This window comes from Thioalkalivibrio sp. ALE11 (assembly GCF_000381205.1).
In the GTDB taxonomy this organism is placed as follows: domain Bacteria; phylum Pseudomonadota; class Gammaproteobacteria; order Ectothiorhodospirales; family Ectothiorhodospiraceae; genus Thioalkalivibrio.
Genome location: NZ_KB906170.1, coordinates 142,754 through 160,471, shown reverse-complemented (window position 1 = coordinate 160,471; position 17,718 = coordinate 142,754). Strand labels below are relative to the sequence as shown.

18 protein-coding genes are annotated in these 17,718 nt (G+C 68.6%); 15 read left to right on the top strand and 3 right to left on the bottom strand.

From position 1 onward, the window contains the following. Positions 1 to 62: 62 nt before the first annotated feature. The 5 genes from F620_RS0109575 to F620_RS0109555 all read left to right on the top strand — a co-directional run bounded on the left by F620_RS0109575 (position 63) and on the right by F620_RS0109555 (position 4,948). The gene (locus F620_RS0109575; RefSeq protein WP_026331401.1) at positions 63 to 1,331 is read left to right on the top strand and encodes a response regulator; all 1,269 of its coding nucleotides are present in this window, start codon (positions 63 to 65) and stop codon (positions 1,329 to 1,331) included. Further along, on the top strand, positions 1,328 to 2,038 hold the full coding sequence (locus F620_RS0109570; RefSeq protein WP_019570386.1) for a sensor histidine kinase KdpD: 711 nt from the start codon (positions 1,328 to 1,330) through the stop codon (positions 2,036 to 2,038). The genes F620_RS0109575 and F620_RS0109570 overlap by 4 nt, the downstream gene beginning before the upstream one ends. Positions 2,039 to 2,145: 107 nt before the next feature. Beyond that, positions 2,146 to 2,475, top strand: coding sequence for a hypothetical protein (locus tag F620_RS0109565; protein WP_018870763.1), 330 nt, complete (start codon positions 2,146 to 2,148; stop codon positions 2,473 to 2,475). A 36-nt stretch (positions 2,476 to 2,511) separates the two neighbouring features. Then, on the top strand, positions 2,512 to 2,841 hold the full coding sequence (locus F620_RS0109560; protein ID WP_018870764.1) for a non-heme iron oxygenase ferredoxin subunit: 330 nt from the start codon (positions 2,512 to 2,514) through the stop codon (positions 2,839 to 2,841). A gap of 31 nt (positions 2,842 to 2,872) precedes the next feature. Continuing rightward, a complete protein-coding gene (locus F620_RS0109555; protein ID WP_019570385.1) occupies positions 2,873 to 4,948 on the top strand; it encodes a DUF1631 family protein in 2,076 nt (691 codons plus the stop codon). Positions 4,949 to 5,009: 61 nt separating this feature from the next. Here the strand turns inward: F620_RS0109555 and F620_RS0109550 are convergent, their stop codons facing one another. Next, a complete protein-coding gene (locus tag F620_RS0109550) occupies positions 5,010 to 5,213 on the bottom strand; it encodes a hypothetical protein (protein ID WP_026331400.1) in 204 nt (67 codons plus the stop codon). 28 nt (positions 5,214 to 5,241) lie between these two features. Continuing rightward, positions 5,242 to 5,466 (bottom strand): hypothetical protein, encoded by a 225-nt coding sequence (locus F620_RS0109545; protein ID WP_018870767.1) that lies wholly within the window; start codon positions 5,464 to 5,466, stop codon positions 5,242 to 5,244. A 251-nt stretch (positions 5,467 to 5,717) separates the two neighbouring features. Here F620_RS0109545 and F620_RS0109540 point away from each other — a divergent pair, with 251 nt between their 5' ends. From F620_RS0109540 to F620_RS0109500, 9 genes are all read left to right on the top strand, one after another. Beyond that, the gene (locus tag F620_RS0109540) at positions 5,718 to 9,053 is read left to right on the top strand and encodes a bifunctional diguanylate cyclase/phosphodiesterase (protein WP_019570383.1); all 3,336 of its coding nucleotides are present in this window, start codon (positions 5,718 to 5,720) and stop codon (positions 9,051 to 9,053) included. 74 nt (positions 9,054 to 9,127) lie between these two features. Further along, positions 9,128 to 9,874 carry a class I SAM-dependent methyltransferase gene (locus tag F620_RS0109535; RefSeq protein ID WP_018870769.1) on the top strand — a complete coding sequence of 249 codons (747 nt, stop codon included), beginning with the start codon at positions 9,128 to 9,130 and terminating at the stop codon, positions 9,872 to 9,874. Positions 9,875 to 9,880: 6 nt separating this feature from the next. Further along, positions 9,881 to 10,147 carry a DUF167 domain-containing protein gene (locus F620_RS0109530; RefSeq protein ID WP_019570382.1) on the top strand — a complete coding sequence of 89 codons (267 nt, stop codon included), beginning with the start codon at positions 9,881 to 9,883 and terminating at the stop codon, positions 10,145 to 10,147. Between the two features lie 12 nt (positions 10,148 to 10,159). Continuing rightward, positions 10,160 to 11,194, top strand: coding sequence for a dihydroorotase (gene pyrC, locus F620_RS0109525; protein ID WP_019570381.1), 1,035 nt, complete (start codon positions 10,160 to 10,162; stop codon positions 11,192 to 11,194). A gap of 102 nt (positions 11,195 to 11,296) precedes the next feature. Beyond that, positions 11,297 to 11,782, top strand: coding sequence for a hypothetical protein (locus F620_RS0109520; protein ID WP_026331399.1), 486 nt, complete (start codon positions 11,297 to 11,299; stop codon positions 11,780 to 11,782). 4 nt (positions 11,783 to 11,786) lie between these two features. Next, positions 11,787 to 12,167 carry a DUF1992 domain-containing protein gene (locus F620_RS0109515; RefSeq protein ID WP_026331398.1) on the top strand — a complete coding sequence of 127 codons (381 nt, stop codon included), beginning with the start codon at positions 11,787 to 11,789 and terminating at the stop codon, positions 12,165 to 12,167. Next, entirely contained in the window at positions 12,157 to 13,236 is a 1,080-nt protein-coding gene (locus F620_RS0109510; RefSeq protein WP_019570378.1) for a PA0069 family radical SAM protein, read from the top strand. The genes F620_RS0109515 and F620_RS0109510 overlap by 11 nt, the downstream gene beginning before the upstream one ends. An 85-nt stretch (positions 13,237 to 13,321) precedes the next feature. Beyond that, positions 13,322 to 14,134: a hypothetical protein gene (locus F620_RS0109505; RefSeq protein ID WP_019570377.1), complete on the top strand. Its 813-nt coding sequence runs from the start codon at positions 13,322 to 13,324 to the stop codon at positions 14,132 to 14,134. Between the two features lie 8 nt (positions 14,135 to 14,142). Next, a complete protein-coding gene (locus tag F620_RS0109500; protein WP_019570376.1) occupies positions 14,143 to 15,042 on the top strand; it encodes a mechanosensitive ion channel family protein in 900 nt (299 codons plus the stop codon). Between the two features lie 3 nt (positions 15,043 to 15,045). On the opposite strand, the gene F620_RS0109495 is transcribed toward F620_RS0109500, so the two are convergent. Further along, on the bottom strand, positions 15,046 to 16,737 hold the full coding sequence (locus F620_RS0109495; RefSeq protein WP_026331397.1) for an ExeM/NucH family extracellular endonuclease: 1,692 nt from the start codon (positions 16,735 to 16,737) through the stop codon (positions 15,046 to 15,048). A gap of 101 nt (positions 16,738 to 16,838) precedes the next feature. Here F620_RS0109495 and F620_RS0109490 point away from each other — a divergent pair, with 101 nt between their 5' ends. Further along, on the top strand, positions 16,839 to 17,717 hold the full coding sequence (locus F620_RS0109490) for an undecaprenyl-diphosphate phosphatase (protein WP_019570374.1): 879 nt from the start codon (positions 16,839 to 16,841) through the stop codon (positions 17,715 to 17,717). Position 17,718 lies beyond the last annotated feature (1 nt).

Here is a 17,718-nt window from a genome sequence, read left to right as displayed (position 1 = left end):
GAGCGTGTACATTGATCAGTGTTTCCCTTGGTTTCGGCGGTCGGCTGCGCCACACTGCGCGCATGTCGACCGCCGCTCCCCCTTCCCGTGCCGGCTCTGCCGGGCGCCCGCTGTCGCGCCTGGCGGTGCTGGTGGTGGACGATTTCGCCAACATGCGGGCGACGCTGCGCGAGATGCTGTTGACCTCCGGCTTCGAGGACATCGATCTCGCGCGCGATGGCGTGGATGCGCTGGACAAGCTGGAACGGCGTCGCTACGACATCGTGCTGTGCGACTACAACCTGGGCGACGGGCCGGACGGCCAGCAGGTACTGGACCGGGCCCGTGAACAGGGCTGGGTCGGGCCGGCCACGGTGTTCGTGATGGTCACCGCCGAGAACAGCAACGAGATGGTCATGGGGGCGCTGGAGAGCGGCCCCGATGCCTACCTGTCCAAGCCCTTCAACCGCGAACTGCTGGTGGTGCGGCTGCAGCGCGCCCTGCGGCGGCGGGATCCGCTGCGCGCGCTGGATCCGTACTGGCGTCGTGGCGAGTTCGCACAGGCGCGGGCCGAGGCCGAACGCATGCTGGAAGCAGGAGAGGGGCGTGCCGCCGACCTGCAGCGCCTGCGCAGCGATCTGGCCCTGGCCGAGGGCGAGCCGGGCGTGGCGGCCGAGGCCGCCCGTGCGGTGACGGGCGAGACCACGCCGCCCTGGGCCCAGGTGCGTCTGGGCGAGGTGGCCGAAGCCGAGGGGGACCTTGCGGCTGCCGAGGAGGCGTATCGAGCGGCCATCGCGGCAACGCCGTATTACATGCCGGCGCATGACCGGCTGGCGTTCGTGCTGGAACGCACCGGCCGCGAGCGCGAGGCGCTGGACGTGCTGGTCGCGGCGGCGGAACGCTCGCCCAAGTCGCTGGCGCGGCAGCGGGCGCTGGGGCGGCTGGCCCTGGCGCAGGGGGAATACGAGCGCGCCGCACGGGCCTGGCGCCATGCGATGGCCCTGGCGACCCAGATGCAGATACCGCATCCGGGTGACATGGCGTATCAGCTGGAGGCATTGATCGCGCGCGGGGCGACCCGCGAGGCGCGGACCAAACTGCAGATCCTGGAGAGTGATTACCGTGGTCATCCGGAGGTGGCCTGGTGGGTCGTGGTGACGCGTCTGCGCCTGCTGCTGGCCGGTGTGGCGGTGGATCGCGCGGGGTTGCTCGGCCAGCTGGATGCGGCCATGGCGGCCGGATCACCGCCGCAGGCGCTGCGCGAGGTGCTGCCGGACCTGCTGGAGCAGGCAGGTGAGGGCGAACGCGCGCGGAGCCTGCGGACATCGAACGGCGGCCCGGGGGAGACATGAAGAGCATCGATTTCGGTACCGTCATCGCCATTTCCATCCACGACATGAAGAACTCGCTGGGGATGGCGATGAATTCGCTGGAGGCGCTGCGGGACCCGGAGACCGGCGAGTGCAACTGCGACGAGCAGACCATCGCGCGACTGCAGTACGAGGCCCATCGCGTGCACGACAGCCTGGTACAGATGCTCACGCTGTACCGCAACCAGCAGGGGCTCTACACCCCGCGTTTTCGCCCGCTGCTGGTGATCGAACTGCTGGAGGACTACTGGGCGTCCAGCAAGCCGCTGATGGATCACAGCGGGGTGACGGCCGAAATCGACTGCGACGAGGACCTGGAATGGGTGCTCGATCGGGAACTGGTGACGGCGGTGCTGGAGAACGTGGTGACCAACACGGTGCGTTATTGCAACGCTCGCATCCGTCTGTCTGCCGCAGTGCGCGACGGCGAGCTGTGGCTGCAGGTGGAAGACGACGGTCCCGGGTTTCCGGAGCCCATGCTGGGTTCGCGAACCACCGAGGATCAGGCGATGCTGGAGCGCGGCGCCGGGCGGACCGGACTGGGCCTGTATTTCTGCGCGATGATCGCCGAGCTGCACACGGCACCGGACGGGACGCCGGGCTCGGTCCGGCTGTCGAATGATTCGGATCTCGGCGGGGGGCGCTTTACCCTGAGACTGCCCGCGCTGCCGCCGTCCGAAACCCTGTAGCGGCGGCGGTTTCGGGCGCCTTTGCGGGGCGCCGGGTAACCTGTTGTTTGACTGCAAAATCGAGAGAATCAATGCAATCAGGATGGATTCGTCATGCCGGTCCGGCGTTGGCCGGGGCACTGCTGGGGCTTGTGCTGGTGGCCTGCGGCGGGGAGACCACGGCGCCGGTGACCCTGGATCAGCTGAGCAGCTCCGCAGCGGAGTTTGACGGCGAGATGGTGGAGGTGACCGGTCGCGTCCAGTCCTTCGATGATCCGCGGCATTACTGGATCGAGGATCATCCGCGCAACCGTGTTGCGATTTCGCCGGATGCGGCGGTCGCCGACCGCGTGGGCGAGGAAGTGCGCCTGGTCGGCCGGTTTTCGTATGATCCCGAGAGTGGCCGTTCGCTCGAAGTGAATGCGGAGGCGACGGCCGCCGCCAACGCCAGCCACTGACAACGCCATCCACTGACCAACGAGCGGACGACGCACATGAGCGAATGGATCGACGTGGGGCCGGAAGGCTCGATTGAACCCGGAGACCACCGGCTGCTCGAGGCCGGGGACACTGAAGTGGCGGTGTTCAACGTGGATGGCCGCTACTTTGCCCTCGAAAACCTCTGCTCGCACGAAGAATTCCCCATCGCGGGCGGCACGATCGACGACGACTGCATCACCTGCCCGCTGCACGACGCGGAATTTGACCTGCACACCGGCGAGGCACTCACGCCGCCGGCCGAGGACCCCATCCCGACCTTTCCGGTGCGGGTGCAGGACGGGATGATCCAGGTCGGCAGTCAGCCGATCGGCGGCGACGCTTGAACCGGTCCGATCGCGCGCCCCGGGTGCGGCGATGACCGCCGATGGCGACTGGCAGGGCCTCGCGGGGCTGTCGGCGACCCAGCGCGAGGAGCTGGCGGCCGGCATTGTCCCGCGGGTGGTCGGTCATCTTGAAGCCTGCCTGAACACCACGCTGGAACAATGGGAGCAGGGGGCGACCTGGCGCGAGGAGCAGGGCGAAGCCCTGGAGTGGGCAGCGCAGCTGCGGGCCTATGCCACGCCCATCCTGCAGGAGTTCCGCGACGCCCTGGCGGGTGATCTGCGCAATCCCGAGTACCCGCCGCACTACGATTTTTCGGGCATCGCGTTTGCGGGCGGAGATTCCGGCCTGCACATCCTCGATGACTACCAGTCGAGCCGGCGTTCGTTGCGCCACCAGCTCGAGGGCTCGGTGCGCGAGAACAATCGGTATTCGTATTTCATGCTGGTCCAGGCGGCGCGCGAGGACCGGCGCTTCGAACATCCCAACTGGGCGCCGTGGTCGCCGCTGCACTGGTACGAGCGACTGATCGAGGCGGCGGAACGGTATTTCGGGCGCACCGCGCTGACTCTCGACCTGATGCAGGGCTATCTGCGCTGTCTGCGCGATTCCGGTGCGCCGATGATGGCGTTTGTGGTGGAAACGGTGGATGCCTGCGGCCTGGTGACCGAGGAGCCCGAAGCCGGCACCGCGGCTGGCGGCGCGCGCGAGCGGGAAAGCTCGGCAAGCTGGCAGGCCTATCCGGCTGCCGCTGCGAGCCGTTCCGAAGTGCGGCCGCCGGACGCCGATCTCGGTCCGCTGTCCGCCCGGGGCGGGCCGGAGATGCCGTCACCGGAAGATGCCCCCGAGGCCTGGGCCCGCTGGGCCGCCGAGCTGGCGCGGGCCACCGGCAGTGGCCCGCGCTCGTCCGTAGCGGGGGGTGCGCCCGCAGGTTCCGGACCGGACGGGGATGCCGGTGCGGGGGACGCTTCCGGGAATGCCCCGGCCGCGGCGGAGCAGGCCCGCAGTCAGGAGGATCTGACGCCGTTCATTCTCGACCTGCTGCAGGGGATGTTCGACCACATCTTCCGCCAGGTCGGTTTCAATCCGCGCGTGCGGGCCGAAATCGCCGACATGCAGTTCGCGCTGGCGCGGGTCGTGATCCGTGATCTGTCGTTCTTCCGGGATCGCTCCCATCCGCTGCGGCTGTGGATCGGCAGCGTGATCAACACCGGGATCCGTGTGAGTCCGGAGGCGGACGATGCCGAAGGAGACGGTGGCGAAGAAGGCGTGAACGCCTATCTGCAACGCATCCGCGACTCGGTCGAACGCCTGCGTCACGAGGCGGACAGCATGGACCGGGAGGGTGCGCGCGCGCTGCTGGAGGACTGGCTGGCCGCGATCGAGGAGGAAGACGCGCGCTGGCACCGGCGCCAGGAGCCGCGCACGGAGGCCTTCGAGGCCGAGGAACGCGCGGCGCGTGCACGGCGTTCGCTGACCGTCTGCGTACTGGAGACCGGGGCCTCCCTGCCGCAAACGGCGGCGGATTCCGTGGAGGCGGCCTGGGAAGACCTGCTGGCGGCGGACGGCGGCGAGGACGAGGAGGTGAGCCGGGCGATCCGCGGCGTGGTGGAAGCGATCTGTCGCGGAGCGACGCCGGCGGAGATCCAGCCGCGGGTGGCAGAGCTCAAGGCGGCGGGCGAGCAGGCCGGTGTCGAGGCGGAAAGGCTGCGCCGGGTCGTCGAGCAGCTGGGCCGGGCGCATCTTGCGCGCATGCGGGCCACGGCGGACGCCGAGGCGTTCGACCCGCAAGAGCGGATCCGCCATCGGCGGCATCTGCGCTACGAGGACGACGATCCCGAACTGGTCACCGATCTGGACGATGCCTGGGTGTTCGAAGCCAGTCGCGCCCGGGTGGGAGACTGGTACGAGATGGTCGACCGCACCACCGGTGAGGCGCGGCGCATGGCGCTGGTATGGCGGGGGGAGGCCACGCGGCGGTTCCTGTTCGTGTCGCTTGACGGGGTGAGTGCGCGACGGCACAGCCTGCAGGGTGTGGCACAGGAGCTGCGCGAGGGCCGGATGCGGATCCTGCCGCAGGATAACCCGCTGGACGCAATGATCCGATGAAGGGGTCGTAAAACCGGCCGTGCGGGGCGGCCCCGCACGGCACAACCGGGTAACCGGCGGGTCAGTCGACCGGCGGCATGTATTCGTAGCGCCGGTGGTCTTCCTCTTCGGGCATGGGTACGCCGGCGGCTTCGAGGGCCTCGGTCAGGTCTTCGCAGTCGTCCAGCTCGTCGGCCCGGTTGCGCAGGGTGTACAGCGCATCCGAGGCCTCGTCGACGGGCATGCGGATGACGATTTCGCCGTTTTCGGCCTTGACCAGATTCATGATCATTCCTCCCGTTTGAGTCGCTGGTTCAGTCCTCGATCGAGGGCTGGCGCGGCGCATGTTCGTCGAATGCGTGCGGCGGCTGGCGGAACTCGTTGTCCAGTTCGTACACGCCCTGCTGCAGAACCGAAGACAGCGCGCGGGCGCCATTGCGGACCTCGCCGTTCAGTTCCGTCAGGTTTTCGGTGATGCTTTTGGCCGTTTTCTTGTCCAGCGTCAGCGTGACGATGCCGTTCTCGTTCTTGACGTCCATGGGCGGCTCCTTTTCGGATGGTCGCACGTTGGTGACTTGATCCAGCTCAATACTGTGACAGGATTGGGGGCGTAAAATTCTCGAGGGCGTATGCCGTTCCCGTGAAGCCCCTGATTCAAGCGTAGACCATGCGTGCGAGCCGGGGGGCTTGTCGAGGGGGAAGCTTCCATTCTTCAACCGGCCGCAGAGCCGGGGTTTTCACACAGGGGATTCCTTTACGTGTCTTGTCTTTCAGCCGGAGCCCGGTGTTGATGTCTTCCCGTGCCCCGGTGTTTCGACTCAGCGCGGCCGCACTGATCGCGCTCGGCTATCTCGTGGCGGGCTCCCTGTGGGTCGCGCTGTCCGACATGCTCTTCATGTGGAGCTTCGGGATCGAGGCGAGCCTGACCCGGGTCAGTCTGCTGAAGGGCCTGGGGTTCGTCTGGGTGAGTGGCGGACTGCTGTACCTGGCCATGCGGACATTCGGGGTCCGTCGGGGCGCGCGGACGCGTAACGGCGGCGGTCTGACACTGCTGCGCGGTCGCCAGCCCTGGGTCTGGGTCGCCCTCGCGGTGGCGGTCGCCGGTTCGGTCGGTGGTGTCGCCTTCGGCACGTTCCATATCGCTCAGGCCACCGCGGATCAGCAGGTGCGCGAAGAACTGCGGGCCACTGCCTTTCTCAAGGGCGGGCTGGTCGATCGGTGGATGGCGGAACGCGCCGGAGATGCCCGAATCCTGGCGGATGCGCGCGGTTTCACCGCGTTTGTCCGCTCGCTGCAGCGCCACGACTCCGAGGTCGCACGCACTACGCTGGAGAACCGCCTGCAGGCGATCCGGACGGCCTACGGTTATCGCTCCGTGGCGATCCTGGGGGCGGAGGAACACGCGGAACTGCTGGTTGCGGGAGATGCGTCCTTCCAGCGCGCGGCGGCCAGGGCGGCCCGCGTGGAAGCGATGCAGACCGGAGCCGTCAGCCGGGCGCACGTGGACAGCGTGGACGACGCAGGGGCGACCCGGCTGCACTGGGCCGCGCCTTTGCATCATCCCGCCGATCGTGACTCGGAACCGCTGGCGGTGGTGCTGTTTTCCGCCGATCTGGATCGCCTGGCACCGCTGCTCGGGGCCGCCATCGACCTGGAAGACGGGGATGCGGCGACCTGGCTGGTCAGTCATCCGTCCGACCGCGCGCCGGTGGTGATGCGGCTGGACGGTGAGTCCGCCCGGCGCGTGGAACCCCCGGCGGAGTTTTCGCAGGTGGAGAGCCGCCTGCTGCGCGGCGGCTCCGGCGAGGCGGTGCGGATCGGATCGCTGGGCGAAGAGGATAATGGTCGTCTGGCGGCGGTGCGTGGCCTCGAGCTCGATGACTGGTCGGTGGTGGTCAAGCGGGACCGCGCGCCCCTGGTGGCCGGGGCGCATCGGCAGGCGGCATGGACCGGCGGCGCCCTGTTGCTGGTCTGGCTGCTGATGGCCGGCGCCGGGGCGCTGGTGGGGCGTCAGCAATGGCTGCAGCGCAACCTGCGGCTGATGCAGTCGCATTCGGAACAGGACCGCCTGCTGCGGGTGTTCTTCGACATGCCGTTCGTGGGCATGGCGGTCTCGGGGCCGGGTGGTCAGGGCTGGGAGCGCGTCAACGACTGCCTGGGCGACATGCTGGGCTACCGGCCGGAAGAACTGGCGAAGCTCGACTGGGACCGCCTTGCGCACCCCGAGGACCGTTCCCTGGGTGCCGATCTGGATCGCGAGATGCGTGAAGGCCGGCGCGACGGCTATGACGTGGAAAAGCGCCTGCTGCGGGCGGATGGCAGCGTGATGGTGGCACACCTCTCGCTGAAGTGTACTCGCCATGCGGACGGCAGCCTGGACCGTGTTGTGGTCACGGTGGAGGACATCACCCGGCGGCGCGAGGAGGAAGAACGCCGGCGCCTGGCGTCGGTGGTGTTCGAGAATACCCGCGAGGGCGTCGTGATCACCGACAGTACGGCGCACATCCTGTCGGTGAACCGCGCGTTCACCGAGCTGATGGGCTACACCCAGGACGAAGTGGTCGGGCGTACGCCGAAGATGTTCCAGTCCGGCCGGCATGATCGCACCTTCTACCAGAACATGTTCCGGCAGCTGGAGCTCTACGGGTACTGGCAGGGGGAGATCTGGAATCGGCGCAAGAACGGCGAGGTGTTCCCCGAGCTGCAGAGCATCACGGCGGTGCACGACCCGCAGGGCCGGCTCACGCATTACGTGTCGGTGTTCGCCGATATCTCGCGGATCAAGGCCTCGGAGGAGGAGCTGGACTACCTGGCGCATCATGATCCGCTGACCGAGCTGCCCAACCGTCGCCTGCTGCTGGCACGTCTGGGCCATGGCATCTCGCTGATGCGGCGGCGCAACGGGGTGCTGGCGCTGCTGATCGTGGATCTCGACCGCTTCAAGGACGTCAACGACAACCACGGCCACGCCGCCGGCGATGCCCTGCTGCGCAGCGCGGCCATCCGGCTGCAGCGCGAGCGCCGCGGAACCGATACCGTGGCGCGGCTGGCCGGGGACGAATTCGCGGTGGTGGTGGAGAATCTGGCCCACCCGGACGACGCCGGCATGATTGCCGAATCCATGATCCGCCACCTGGCCGAGCCCTGCGACCTCGGCAACGGAGTGGAGGTCGAGGTGGTGGCGACCGTCGGGATCGCGCTGTTCCCGGATCACGGGGCCGGTTCCGAGGCGCTGCTGCAGCAGGCGGGCACCGCGCTGTCGCGCGCCAAGGAAGAGGGGCGCGGGTCGTATCGTTACTACTCGGACGCCTATACCGAGGCGGCGCGCGAGCGCATCGATCTCAGCTCACGTCTGCGCCGCGCGATGGAGCATGACCACCTGGAGGTCCATTACCAGCCGCAGTACGAGATCGCGACGGGGCGCCTCATCGGGGCCGAGGCCCTGCTGCGCTGGAACGATCCGGTGCTGGGGCGCGTGTCGCCCGGTCGTTTCATCCCGGTCGCGGAGAAGACCGGCCTGATCGTGGAGCTGGGCACCTGGGTCCTGCAGGAGGTGATCCGGCAGGGACGGGCCTGGCTGGACGCGGGTTATCCTCCGATCCGGCTGGCGGTGAATGTGTCTGCGCTGCAGTTCCGACGGATGGCGCTGGATGAACAGGTCGCCGCCACCCTGGACGAGCACGGACTGCCGCCGGAATGCCTGGAGCTGGAGATCACCGAGTCCGCGCTGATGGCGGATGCCGAGCGGGCCCGTCGCATTCTGGAATCGCTGCGGGGGCGGGGCGTGCATTTCGCCGTGGATGACTTCGGCACGGGCTATTCCTCGCTGTCGCAGCTGAAGAGCTTTGCGGTGGACACCCTCAAGATCGACAAGAGCTTCGTCGACGGCATCGCCGGAGTGGTGCACGAGGATGACGTGCATGACCAGTCGATCACCACCGCGATCGTGGCGATGGCGCACGGGCTGGGGCTGACCGTGGTGGCCGAGGGCGTGGAGACCGCCGAACAGCTGGAGGCGCTGTGTGCGCTGAGCTGCGATTTTTATCAGGGCTACTTTGCCAGCCGGCCGCTACCGGTGGCGGAATTCGAGCGCGACGTTCTGACCACCTCCGAAAAGGGGGGGTGAGGCGCGCCGGGAATTGGTACACTTCGCGGCTTGTTGGGCCGGCCCGGCACCGGGCACAGGGGAGAGCAGAACCGATGGAAACCGATCCGGAGCGGAAACCGCATCCTGTCCTCAAGGACTATTACGGGGACGAAAGCAACAAGCGCGCATTCGTCGACGACCTGTTCGACCGCACCGCGCCCTACTACGACCGGATCCTGCGGTTCGGTTTTCTGGGTACGGGGCAGGCGTATCGCCGCTACTCGCTCAAGCAGTCCGGTCTGCAGCCGGACATGGAGGTCCTGGATGTGGCGACCGGGACCGGGCCGGTGGCCGAAGAGATCCGCAAGATCACCGGCGATGAGCGCATCACCTGCGTGGATCCGTCGCGCGGGATGATCGATGTGGCGCGGGGCAAGCTGAATTCGCGCTTCATCCAGGGGCTGGCCGAGGATCTGCCGGTCGCCAGCGAGCAGTTCGACCGCGTGTACATGGGCTACGGTCTGCGTCACGTGCGGGATCTGCGCGAGGCGTTTGCGGAGTACTTTCGCGCGCTCAAGCCCGGCGGTCGCTGCATGATCCTCGAGGTCTCGCGTCCGCGGACGAAGCGGCAGATGGTCATGGCCCGTTTCTACTTCCGCGATTTCATCCCGTTTCTCAGCCGTGTGCTGACACGTGATCCGGACGGGCATACCCTGATGCGGTATTTCTGGGAAACCATTGACCAGTGCGTGCCCCCGGAGGAGATCATGGAGACGCTGGAATCGGTGGGCTTCGAGGACGTCCACCGTGAAGTGCAGCTGGGGGTCTTCTCCGCCTACATGGCCACGCGTCCGGCCTGATACCGCGTGGCCCTGGCCCGACTGAAGCTGCGCGTCTCCCCCGGTGCCCGCGAGGATGCGGTGGTGGGCTGGATGGGCGAGGCCCTCAAAATGCGGGTGCGGGCCGCGCCGGAGAAGGGGCGTGCCAATCGCGCCGTGGAACGCCTGCTGGCGGCCGAACTGGGGCTGCCGGCGGATTCGGTGCGGGTGGTGAGCGGCCAGACCGGCCGCGACAAGACCGTGGAGATCGACGGCTGGAGCGATGCCGCACTCCGTGAACACTTCGGTGGATGACAAGGATTACTGATGGAACGCCTGACGCTGACCCGTCCCGACGACTGGCACCTGCACCTGCGCGACGGGGACATCCTCGCCTCGGTGTTGCCGGACACCGTGCGGCGCTTTCGCCGGGCGATCGTGATGCCGAACCTCAAGCCGCCGGTGACCTCGGTGGACGCGGCGGCCGCGTACCGCGACCGTATCCTCGCGGCACTCCCCGACGAGGCCGACTTCGAGCCCCTGATGACGCTCTATCTCACCGAGGAGACCACGCCCGGGATGATCGACGCGGCGCGGCAGTCGGGTTTTGTCCACGCGGTCAAGCTGTATCCCGCCGGGGCGACCACGCATTCCGCCAGCGGGGTCACCGACATCCGCCGCTGCTATCCGGTGTTCGAGGCCATGCAGCAGGCGGGTCTGCCGCTGTTGATCCACGGCGAGGTCACCGACCCGGACGTGGACATCTTTGACCGCGAGGCGGTGTTCATCGAACGGCACCTGCAGGGCCTGGTGCGCGACTTCCCCGGGCTGCGCATCGTGCTGGAACACGTGACGACCGAGGCGGCGGTGTCCTTCGTGGAATCCGCGCCGGACAACGTCGGCGCGACCATCACCCCGCAGCACCTGCTGTACAACCGCAACGCGCTGTTTGCCGGCGGCATGCGGCCGCATCATTTCTGCCTGCCGATCCTCAAACGCGAGCGTCACCGGGAAGCACTGGTGCGGGCGGCGACCAGCGGGCATCCGCGTTTCTTCCTCGGGACCGATTCCGCACCGCATCCGCGCCACGCCAAGGAGTCGGCCTGCGGTTGCGCGGGCATCTATTCCGCGCATGCGGCCATCGAGCTGTACGCCGAGGCCTTCGCGGCTGCCGGCGCGCTGGACCGCCTGGAGGGCTTCGCCAGCCATCATGGTGCCGATTTCTACGGCATGCCGCGCAACACCGGCACCATCACCCTGGAGCGCGCGGAATGGACGGTGCCCGAGGCGGTCCTGTTCGGACACGATCCGGGTGTGCCCCTGCGGGCGGGCGAGACCATCGCCTGGCGGGTGGCCGAGTGAAGCCTGCGCCGTCCCCGGGTTTGAACCACGGGGCGGTTGGCGCGGTCTCTCCGAACAGAACCTTTCAATGCGATTTCGCAAGGAGTCAACGTGCGGGACAGTGTGACCGAACCTGAAGTGCAGCGAGGAACACTCTGGTTCTGGCTGCTGATCAGCCTGGGGGTGGCCGCGGCCATCATCGGGCTTGGCGTGCAGCTGGAGCCGGCGGGCGCGGCCATCCTGCGCGCCCCGCTGCAGTCGCCTGCGGCCGGTGCCCTGGGCTTCGGCCTGATGATGATCTGGGCCGCCTATGCCTACGCCCTGTCGGCCGGCAAGGCTGCGGGTTCTCAGGAGATGGGACTGGTCGTGCTCAACCTGGGCCTGCCGCTGGGCCTGATTGCCCTGTGGACCTGGGAGATCAACGCGCTCTCGTTCTTCGTGGCCGTGGGCTGGGCGATCAGCCTGGGCGGCATGGGCATCCGGCTGTTCCGGCGCGAACCGCTGGCAGGCGTGATGATGCTGCCGATCTTCGGGGTGAGCCTGACGGCCATCCTGCTGTCGCTGACGCTGTGGATGCTGCCGGTGGCTCAGCAGGGCGGTGCTGCTTGACGCCATGCTGCTGAGCGAGGCGCAGATCGAGGCGCAGCTGGCCGATGCCGCGCGGCGCGGGGAATTCGATGATCTGCCCGGCGCCGGGCGGCCGCTGGAGCTGGACGATGACCGCGACGTGCCGGAAGACATGCGCATGGCGTTTCGCATCATGAAGAATTCCGGGTACGTGCCGGAAGAGGTCCGGCTGCGCGGCGAGATCGCCTCGGTGGAGGCCCTGCTGCGCGAGGCCGAAGATTCCGCGGGCCGGGAACGCCATTCGCGCCGTCTGCGCGTGCTGCTGGACCGTCTGGCGCGCGAGCGCGGGCGCAGCGGTGGTGACGCCGGCCTGGCCACCGAGTCCGGCTATTTCCGGGCCCTGTGCGCAAGGCTCGATGGCGAGTGAGCCCCCGCGCGGCCGCGGCAGCGCCAGCCGGCCGGCCGCCCGCTACGAACCCCTGCAGCGCGAACCCGTGGACGACGGCTGGGTCGGGGACGACGAACCCGCCCGCGCGCTGCGCACCGAGGTAACCCCGGAGACGCCGCGCAGCCTGCTGGTGCGCAACGACTCGCCGGATGTCCCGTTTACCCTGTCCATCAACCCCTATCGGGGCTGCGAACACGGTTGTGCCTACTGTTTTGCGCGGCCGGCGCATGCCTATGTGGGGCTGTCGCCCGGGCTGGACTTCGAGAGCCAACTGTACGTGAAGACCGGAGCGGCGGCCGTGCTGCGCCGCGAACTGGGCGCGCGCAACTACCGGCCGTCGCCGGTCGCGCTGGGCATCAACACCGATGCCTACCAGCCGGTGGAACGCGAATGGGGCGTGACCCGCGAGCTGCTGGAGGTGCTGGCGGAGACCGGCCATCCGGTGTCCATCGTCACCAAGTCGGCGCTGGTGGAGCGCGATCTCGACCTGCTGGGGCCGATGGGCCGCGCCGGGCTGGCACAGGTGGCGGTGTCGCTGACTACTCTGGACCGGGGTCTGTCCCGTCGCCTGGAACCGCGTGCCGCGGCGCCGAAGCGGCGCCTGGAGACCATTCGGCGACTGACCGCGGCCGGGGTTCCGGTCAGCGTGCTGGTGGCGCCGCTGATTCCGGTGCTCACGGATGGCGAGACCGAGGCGCTGCTGGAGGCTGCGGCCGCGGCCGGCGCGGTATCGGCCGATTATGTGCTTCTGCGTCTGCCGCGCGAGGTGGCAGGCCTGTTCGAGGAATGGCTGAAGACCCACGAGCCGCTGAAGGCGGAGCATGTGCTGGCGCGGCTGCGGGAGGCGCACGGCGGGCGGGTGTACGATTCCTGCTTTGGCCAGCGCATGCGGGGTTCCGGGGCCTGGGCCGATCTGCTGGGGCAGCGCTTTGTCCTGGCCCGGCGCCGCAGCGGGCTGGATCGCTGGTCGGGCGATCTGGATGTGTCGCAATTCCGTCCGCCGGCCCGGCCACGCTCGGCGGACGATTCCCAGCTCGACCTGTTCTGAATTCGGTCCTGATTGCGCTGCCGCTGGCCGCTTCTTCCGCGCCGCACTTCGCACTACAGTGGCAAACGGGCAACGGGGAGGTCCCATGGGCGTACGCGTACACGCAGGATCCGGACACGACAGCGGCTGGTGGGGCCCCGTCCACCTCCCGCCGGGGGAGATTGGCCACTGGTCCATCGGGCCGCTTGATCTCTGGCTGCAGCGCCGCGCCGGCGAATGGGACCTGTGGCTGGCGCGCGAACGCGACCCGGACGACAGCGGTTTTCGCCGCGTGGTGCCCGCGCAGAAGCCGGTGCCGGAGAAGCCCGCGGAGCAGCGCCGCTTTGCCGGCACCGGTGATGATGTCGGCGCGTCCCTCGGGGTGGCCCTGGCGGATCGCCCGGTGGTCAGTCGGCCCGAAGCCCCGTTTCATGTGCCTCCCGGGGGCGAAGTCATCCTGTACGTGAGCACGCCGGCGTGGGTTCAGCTGCGCCTGGGCGATGCCCGGGTGCACGAGTTTCCGGCTTATCCGGCCTCGGACACCTGGTTCGGCTCCGATACGGTGGAAGGCGAACTGTGCTATGCGAGCCGCACCGCGGCCCGCATGGCGCTCGACGAGGTACCGGAACGCGTTCACCGCATCGTGACACCGCTGATCGTACGCAACGGTTCCGCGGACACCCTGCTGCTGGAACGGATCAAGCTGCCGGTGACGCGGCTGCCGGTGTACGCCGATCCGCATGGCCGGCTGTGGACCCCGGGGGTGCGTCTGGAGCGCGAGCCCGAGCGTGACATGGCCGAGGTCAAGCTGGGCGAGGGGCCGCCCGCGCACGTGCCCCGGGCCGAGCGGGTGGCTGAACCGCGCGAGGCCGGGGGCAGCCGCTTCAGCCTGCGCGCCTTCAGCGCGCTGTTCCAGTAGGAGGCGACATGGAAGACGGATCCTGGATTGCGCGGGGGATCGAACTGATCACCACGGAGGCTGTGCTGGCCTGGGTGCGCGCAGCGATCTACCTGGGCGTGGGGCTGCTGCTGGCGCGCCTGGTCTCGCGCACCCTGATCCGGATCGCCGGTCGGCATCTGGATGCCCAGCAGGCGATGCTGGTGCGCCGGATCGGCTTCTATCTGGTGCTGGTGCTGGCGGTGGTGTCGGCGCTGCGCGAGCTGGGCTTCGATCTCACCGTGCTGCTGGGTGCGGCGGGGATCCTCACGGTCGCCATCGGCTTTGCGTCGCAGACCTCGGCCTCCAACCTGATCTCCGGGCTGTTCCTGATCGGTGAACGCCCGTTCGCCGTGGGCGACGTGATCCGGGTGGGGGATGTCACCGGCGAGGTGCTGTCCATCGACATGCTGTCGGTCAAGCTGCGTACCTTCGATAACCTGATGGTGCGGGTGCCGAACGAGTCGCTGGTCAAATCGCAGCTGACCAACCTGACGCGCTTTCCCATCCGCCGCCTGGACATGCAGATCGGGGTGGCCTATCGCGAAGACATCAACCGGGTGCGCGAGACCCTGATGGACGTGGCCGACCGCGAACCGCTTTGCCTGGAAGAACCGCGGCCACTGTTCATTTTCCTCGAGTTCGGGGACTCTGCGCTCAAGCTGCAGTTTTCGGTGTGGGCGAAGCGGGAGAACTTCCTCGAACTGCGCAACCGGATGCATCCCGCCGTGAAGGAGGCCTTCGACCGGGCCGGCATCGACATCCCGTTTCCGCAACGCACGCTGGGCTCGCTGGCCGGCGAGCCTTTCCCGGTGCGGGTAGTGTCGGCGGGGGAGTCCGGAACGGACGGCTCGGCGGACGCCCCGCCGGTGGACAACACGCCGCGCTGATCATTAACGCAGGTCCAGCCAGACCGGATCGTGGTCGGAGGCGCGCCACGGGCCTTCGCCCGGACGGTCACCATCGAAGCCGAGAAACACCGGTTCGTCAGCGTTGACCGCCCAGGTGTCGGCGGCGATCACGCGCCCGGCGAGCGGCCGCGGGCCGAGCAGGTAATCCAGTTGTCCGGTTCGGCCGCGGAAGACATAAGTGTAGGCCGTGGCGGGCTCTTCGTGGACGAGGTCCTGTTTGCCGGCTTCGCGCAGCACCGTCAGGGGGTCCTCGGCGGCATAGCCGTTGAGATCGCCGGCGATGATCACCGGCGGCTCGCCCGGCTGCGCCGCGCGTTGTTCCGCGATCCATTCCACCAGCCGGTGCGCCTGTTCGGTGCGGCGCTGGTTCCAGCAGCCCTGGCCGCGATCGATGTCGCCGTGTTCCGGGCAGCCGGTCCTGGACTTGAAATGCACCGCGACTACGCCGAAGGGTTCGCCACCGTCGCGCGGGCGGAACCAGCCCAGCAGCGGCGGGCGGTGGTGGACCGGGTCGTTGTCTGCCGCGCTCCCCAGCCGTTCCACGCGCTCGCGGTCGTACAGCAGTCCGACCTGGATGGCATCGCTGCCACTGTCGGGATGCGCGAGCTTTTGCATCGTGGTGGCGTCGTCCAGGGCATCCACGCGCTGGCGCAGTTCGCGCCCGGCGGCCGAGCGGTTTTCCAGTTCGATGAACGCCAGGATATCCATGGCCAGGCCGTCCAGCACCGCATCCAGCTTGGCGACCTGGCGATCCCGTTCCGCGGCATTGCGTGCGCCGCGCTCGCCCAGGGTTACGAAGTCGTTTTCCAGATTGGCCGTCGCGATGCGCAGGACATCGTCCGCCGGGGCCGGCGGCGGTTCGGGACGCTCGCCGCCTTCCCATTCCGGGGGCGCCACCGGGTGCACGCGGTGGGCGCCGAAGGCATGCGTCAGGATGCCCGTGAGGTCCGTCACGCGGCTGCCGGTACGCCGGGTCCCCTGGCCGTCGAGAAAGGGCACCGGGTCCGGGTTCGCGCGGTAGCTGCCGTCGTCCAGCACGATGCGGCGGTCGTGGTCATCGGGCTCGCCGAAAGCCCCACTTTGGCCCGGGTGGCGCAGGCGCCCGCCAGCGGCGAGGTCCAGGCTCCCGTAGCGCGCGAGCTCGCGGTTGGCGATGACCGTGAGGGTCTGGTCGAAGCGTACGCGCACGTCTTCCAGATCCTGCAGGCGGGCGGCGTCGTCGGGCAGGTGCAGGGTCACGGTCTGGGGTGGTTCGCCGCGACGGCAGCGCTCCAGCTCCTGCAACCGGGACAGTTGTGGCCGCCCGTGGTGTCGCCCGAAGCGGCCGCGGATCTGCACGTGATCGCCGGGGCGCAGGTCGGCGTCGTCTTTCCCGGGAGCGTAGACGAACAGCCCGGTGGGCGGGGTGGTGGCGTCGTCCTGCAGGTAGAAGCCACCCAGCGCGTCGTCGCCGTAGAACACCCCGCTGATCGTGCCCTCGGCGACCACCCGGCGGTCTTCGTCCACCGCGCCGCTGCGCAGTTCGCTCAGGGACGCCAGCCGGTCGAGCGGCGGGGCGGGGCAGTCGGCCGCCGCCGTCGCCGCCGGGACGAGGGCCAGCAGCAGGAAGAGGCCGGCGGTGCCGGTCAGGACGCGCCGTGCGGAGCGCGGGGCGTGGTGCAGTAAGCGATGCATGGGTTCATCCTTGACGGGCATGGGACGGCGCCCGGCGATTTCGTGGTGTGATTTCCGTATACTGCGGCGCCTTTCCCGCCCGCGGACAAGAGCGAACGGCCATGGCGATCTGGATCGCGACCCTGCTGGGGATCGTACAGGGTATTTTCATGTTCGTGCCGGTGAGTTCAACCGCGCACCTGGTGCTCACCCAGCACTGGCTGATCGGCCAGGGCCACGAACTGCCGCCGCCGGAGAGCCCGGAGATGATCCTGTTCGATCTTGTGGTGCACGTGGGCACGCTGGTGTCGATCGTCTACGTATTCCGCCGCAGCCTGTGGCAGCTCTCCGGCGGGATCGTGCGCGAGAGCTGGCAGTGGGCCTCGCGCCATGGCGACGCGCGCCGCGAGATGCTGTACTTCCGCCTCGGGATGCTGTGCGTGCTGTCGGTGGCCGCGACGGCCGTGGTGGGCTTCACCCTCAAGGCGACCTTCGAGCACGTCTTCGCCAACCCGGTGCTGATCGCCGGGACCCTGACCCTGACCGGCGTGCTGCTGTGGTGGACCGACCGCCTGAGCCGGCGCCCGCTGGGGTTGCGCAAGCTGAATCCGCGCATCGCGACGGTGATCGGCGTGGCCCAGGGCTTTGCCCTGGTGCCCGGGCTCAGCCGCAGCGGCATGACCATCGTGTTTGGCCTGTTCAGCGGGCTCAAGCGGCGCTGGGCGGCGGAATACAGCTTCTTCCTCGCGATCCCGACCATCCTCGCGGCCACCGCCGTGCAGTCGCTGGACGTGTTCAACCACGACGGCTTGGGCGATCTGCCGTGGAGTGCGCTGATCACCGGGTTCGTGGCCTCTGCGGTGGTCGGCGTGGTGTCGCTGAAGATGGTGCTGTTCTTCCTCTATCGCTCCAGCCTGAAGGTGTTCTCCATCTATGTGTGGATCCTGGCCTTCCTCGTGCTGTTCGGGTTCCTCGATACCGGCGTGATGTACGGCCACTGAA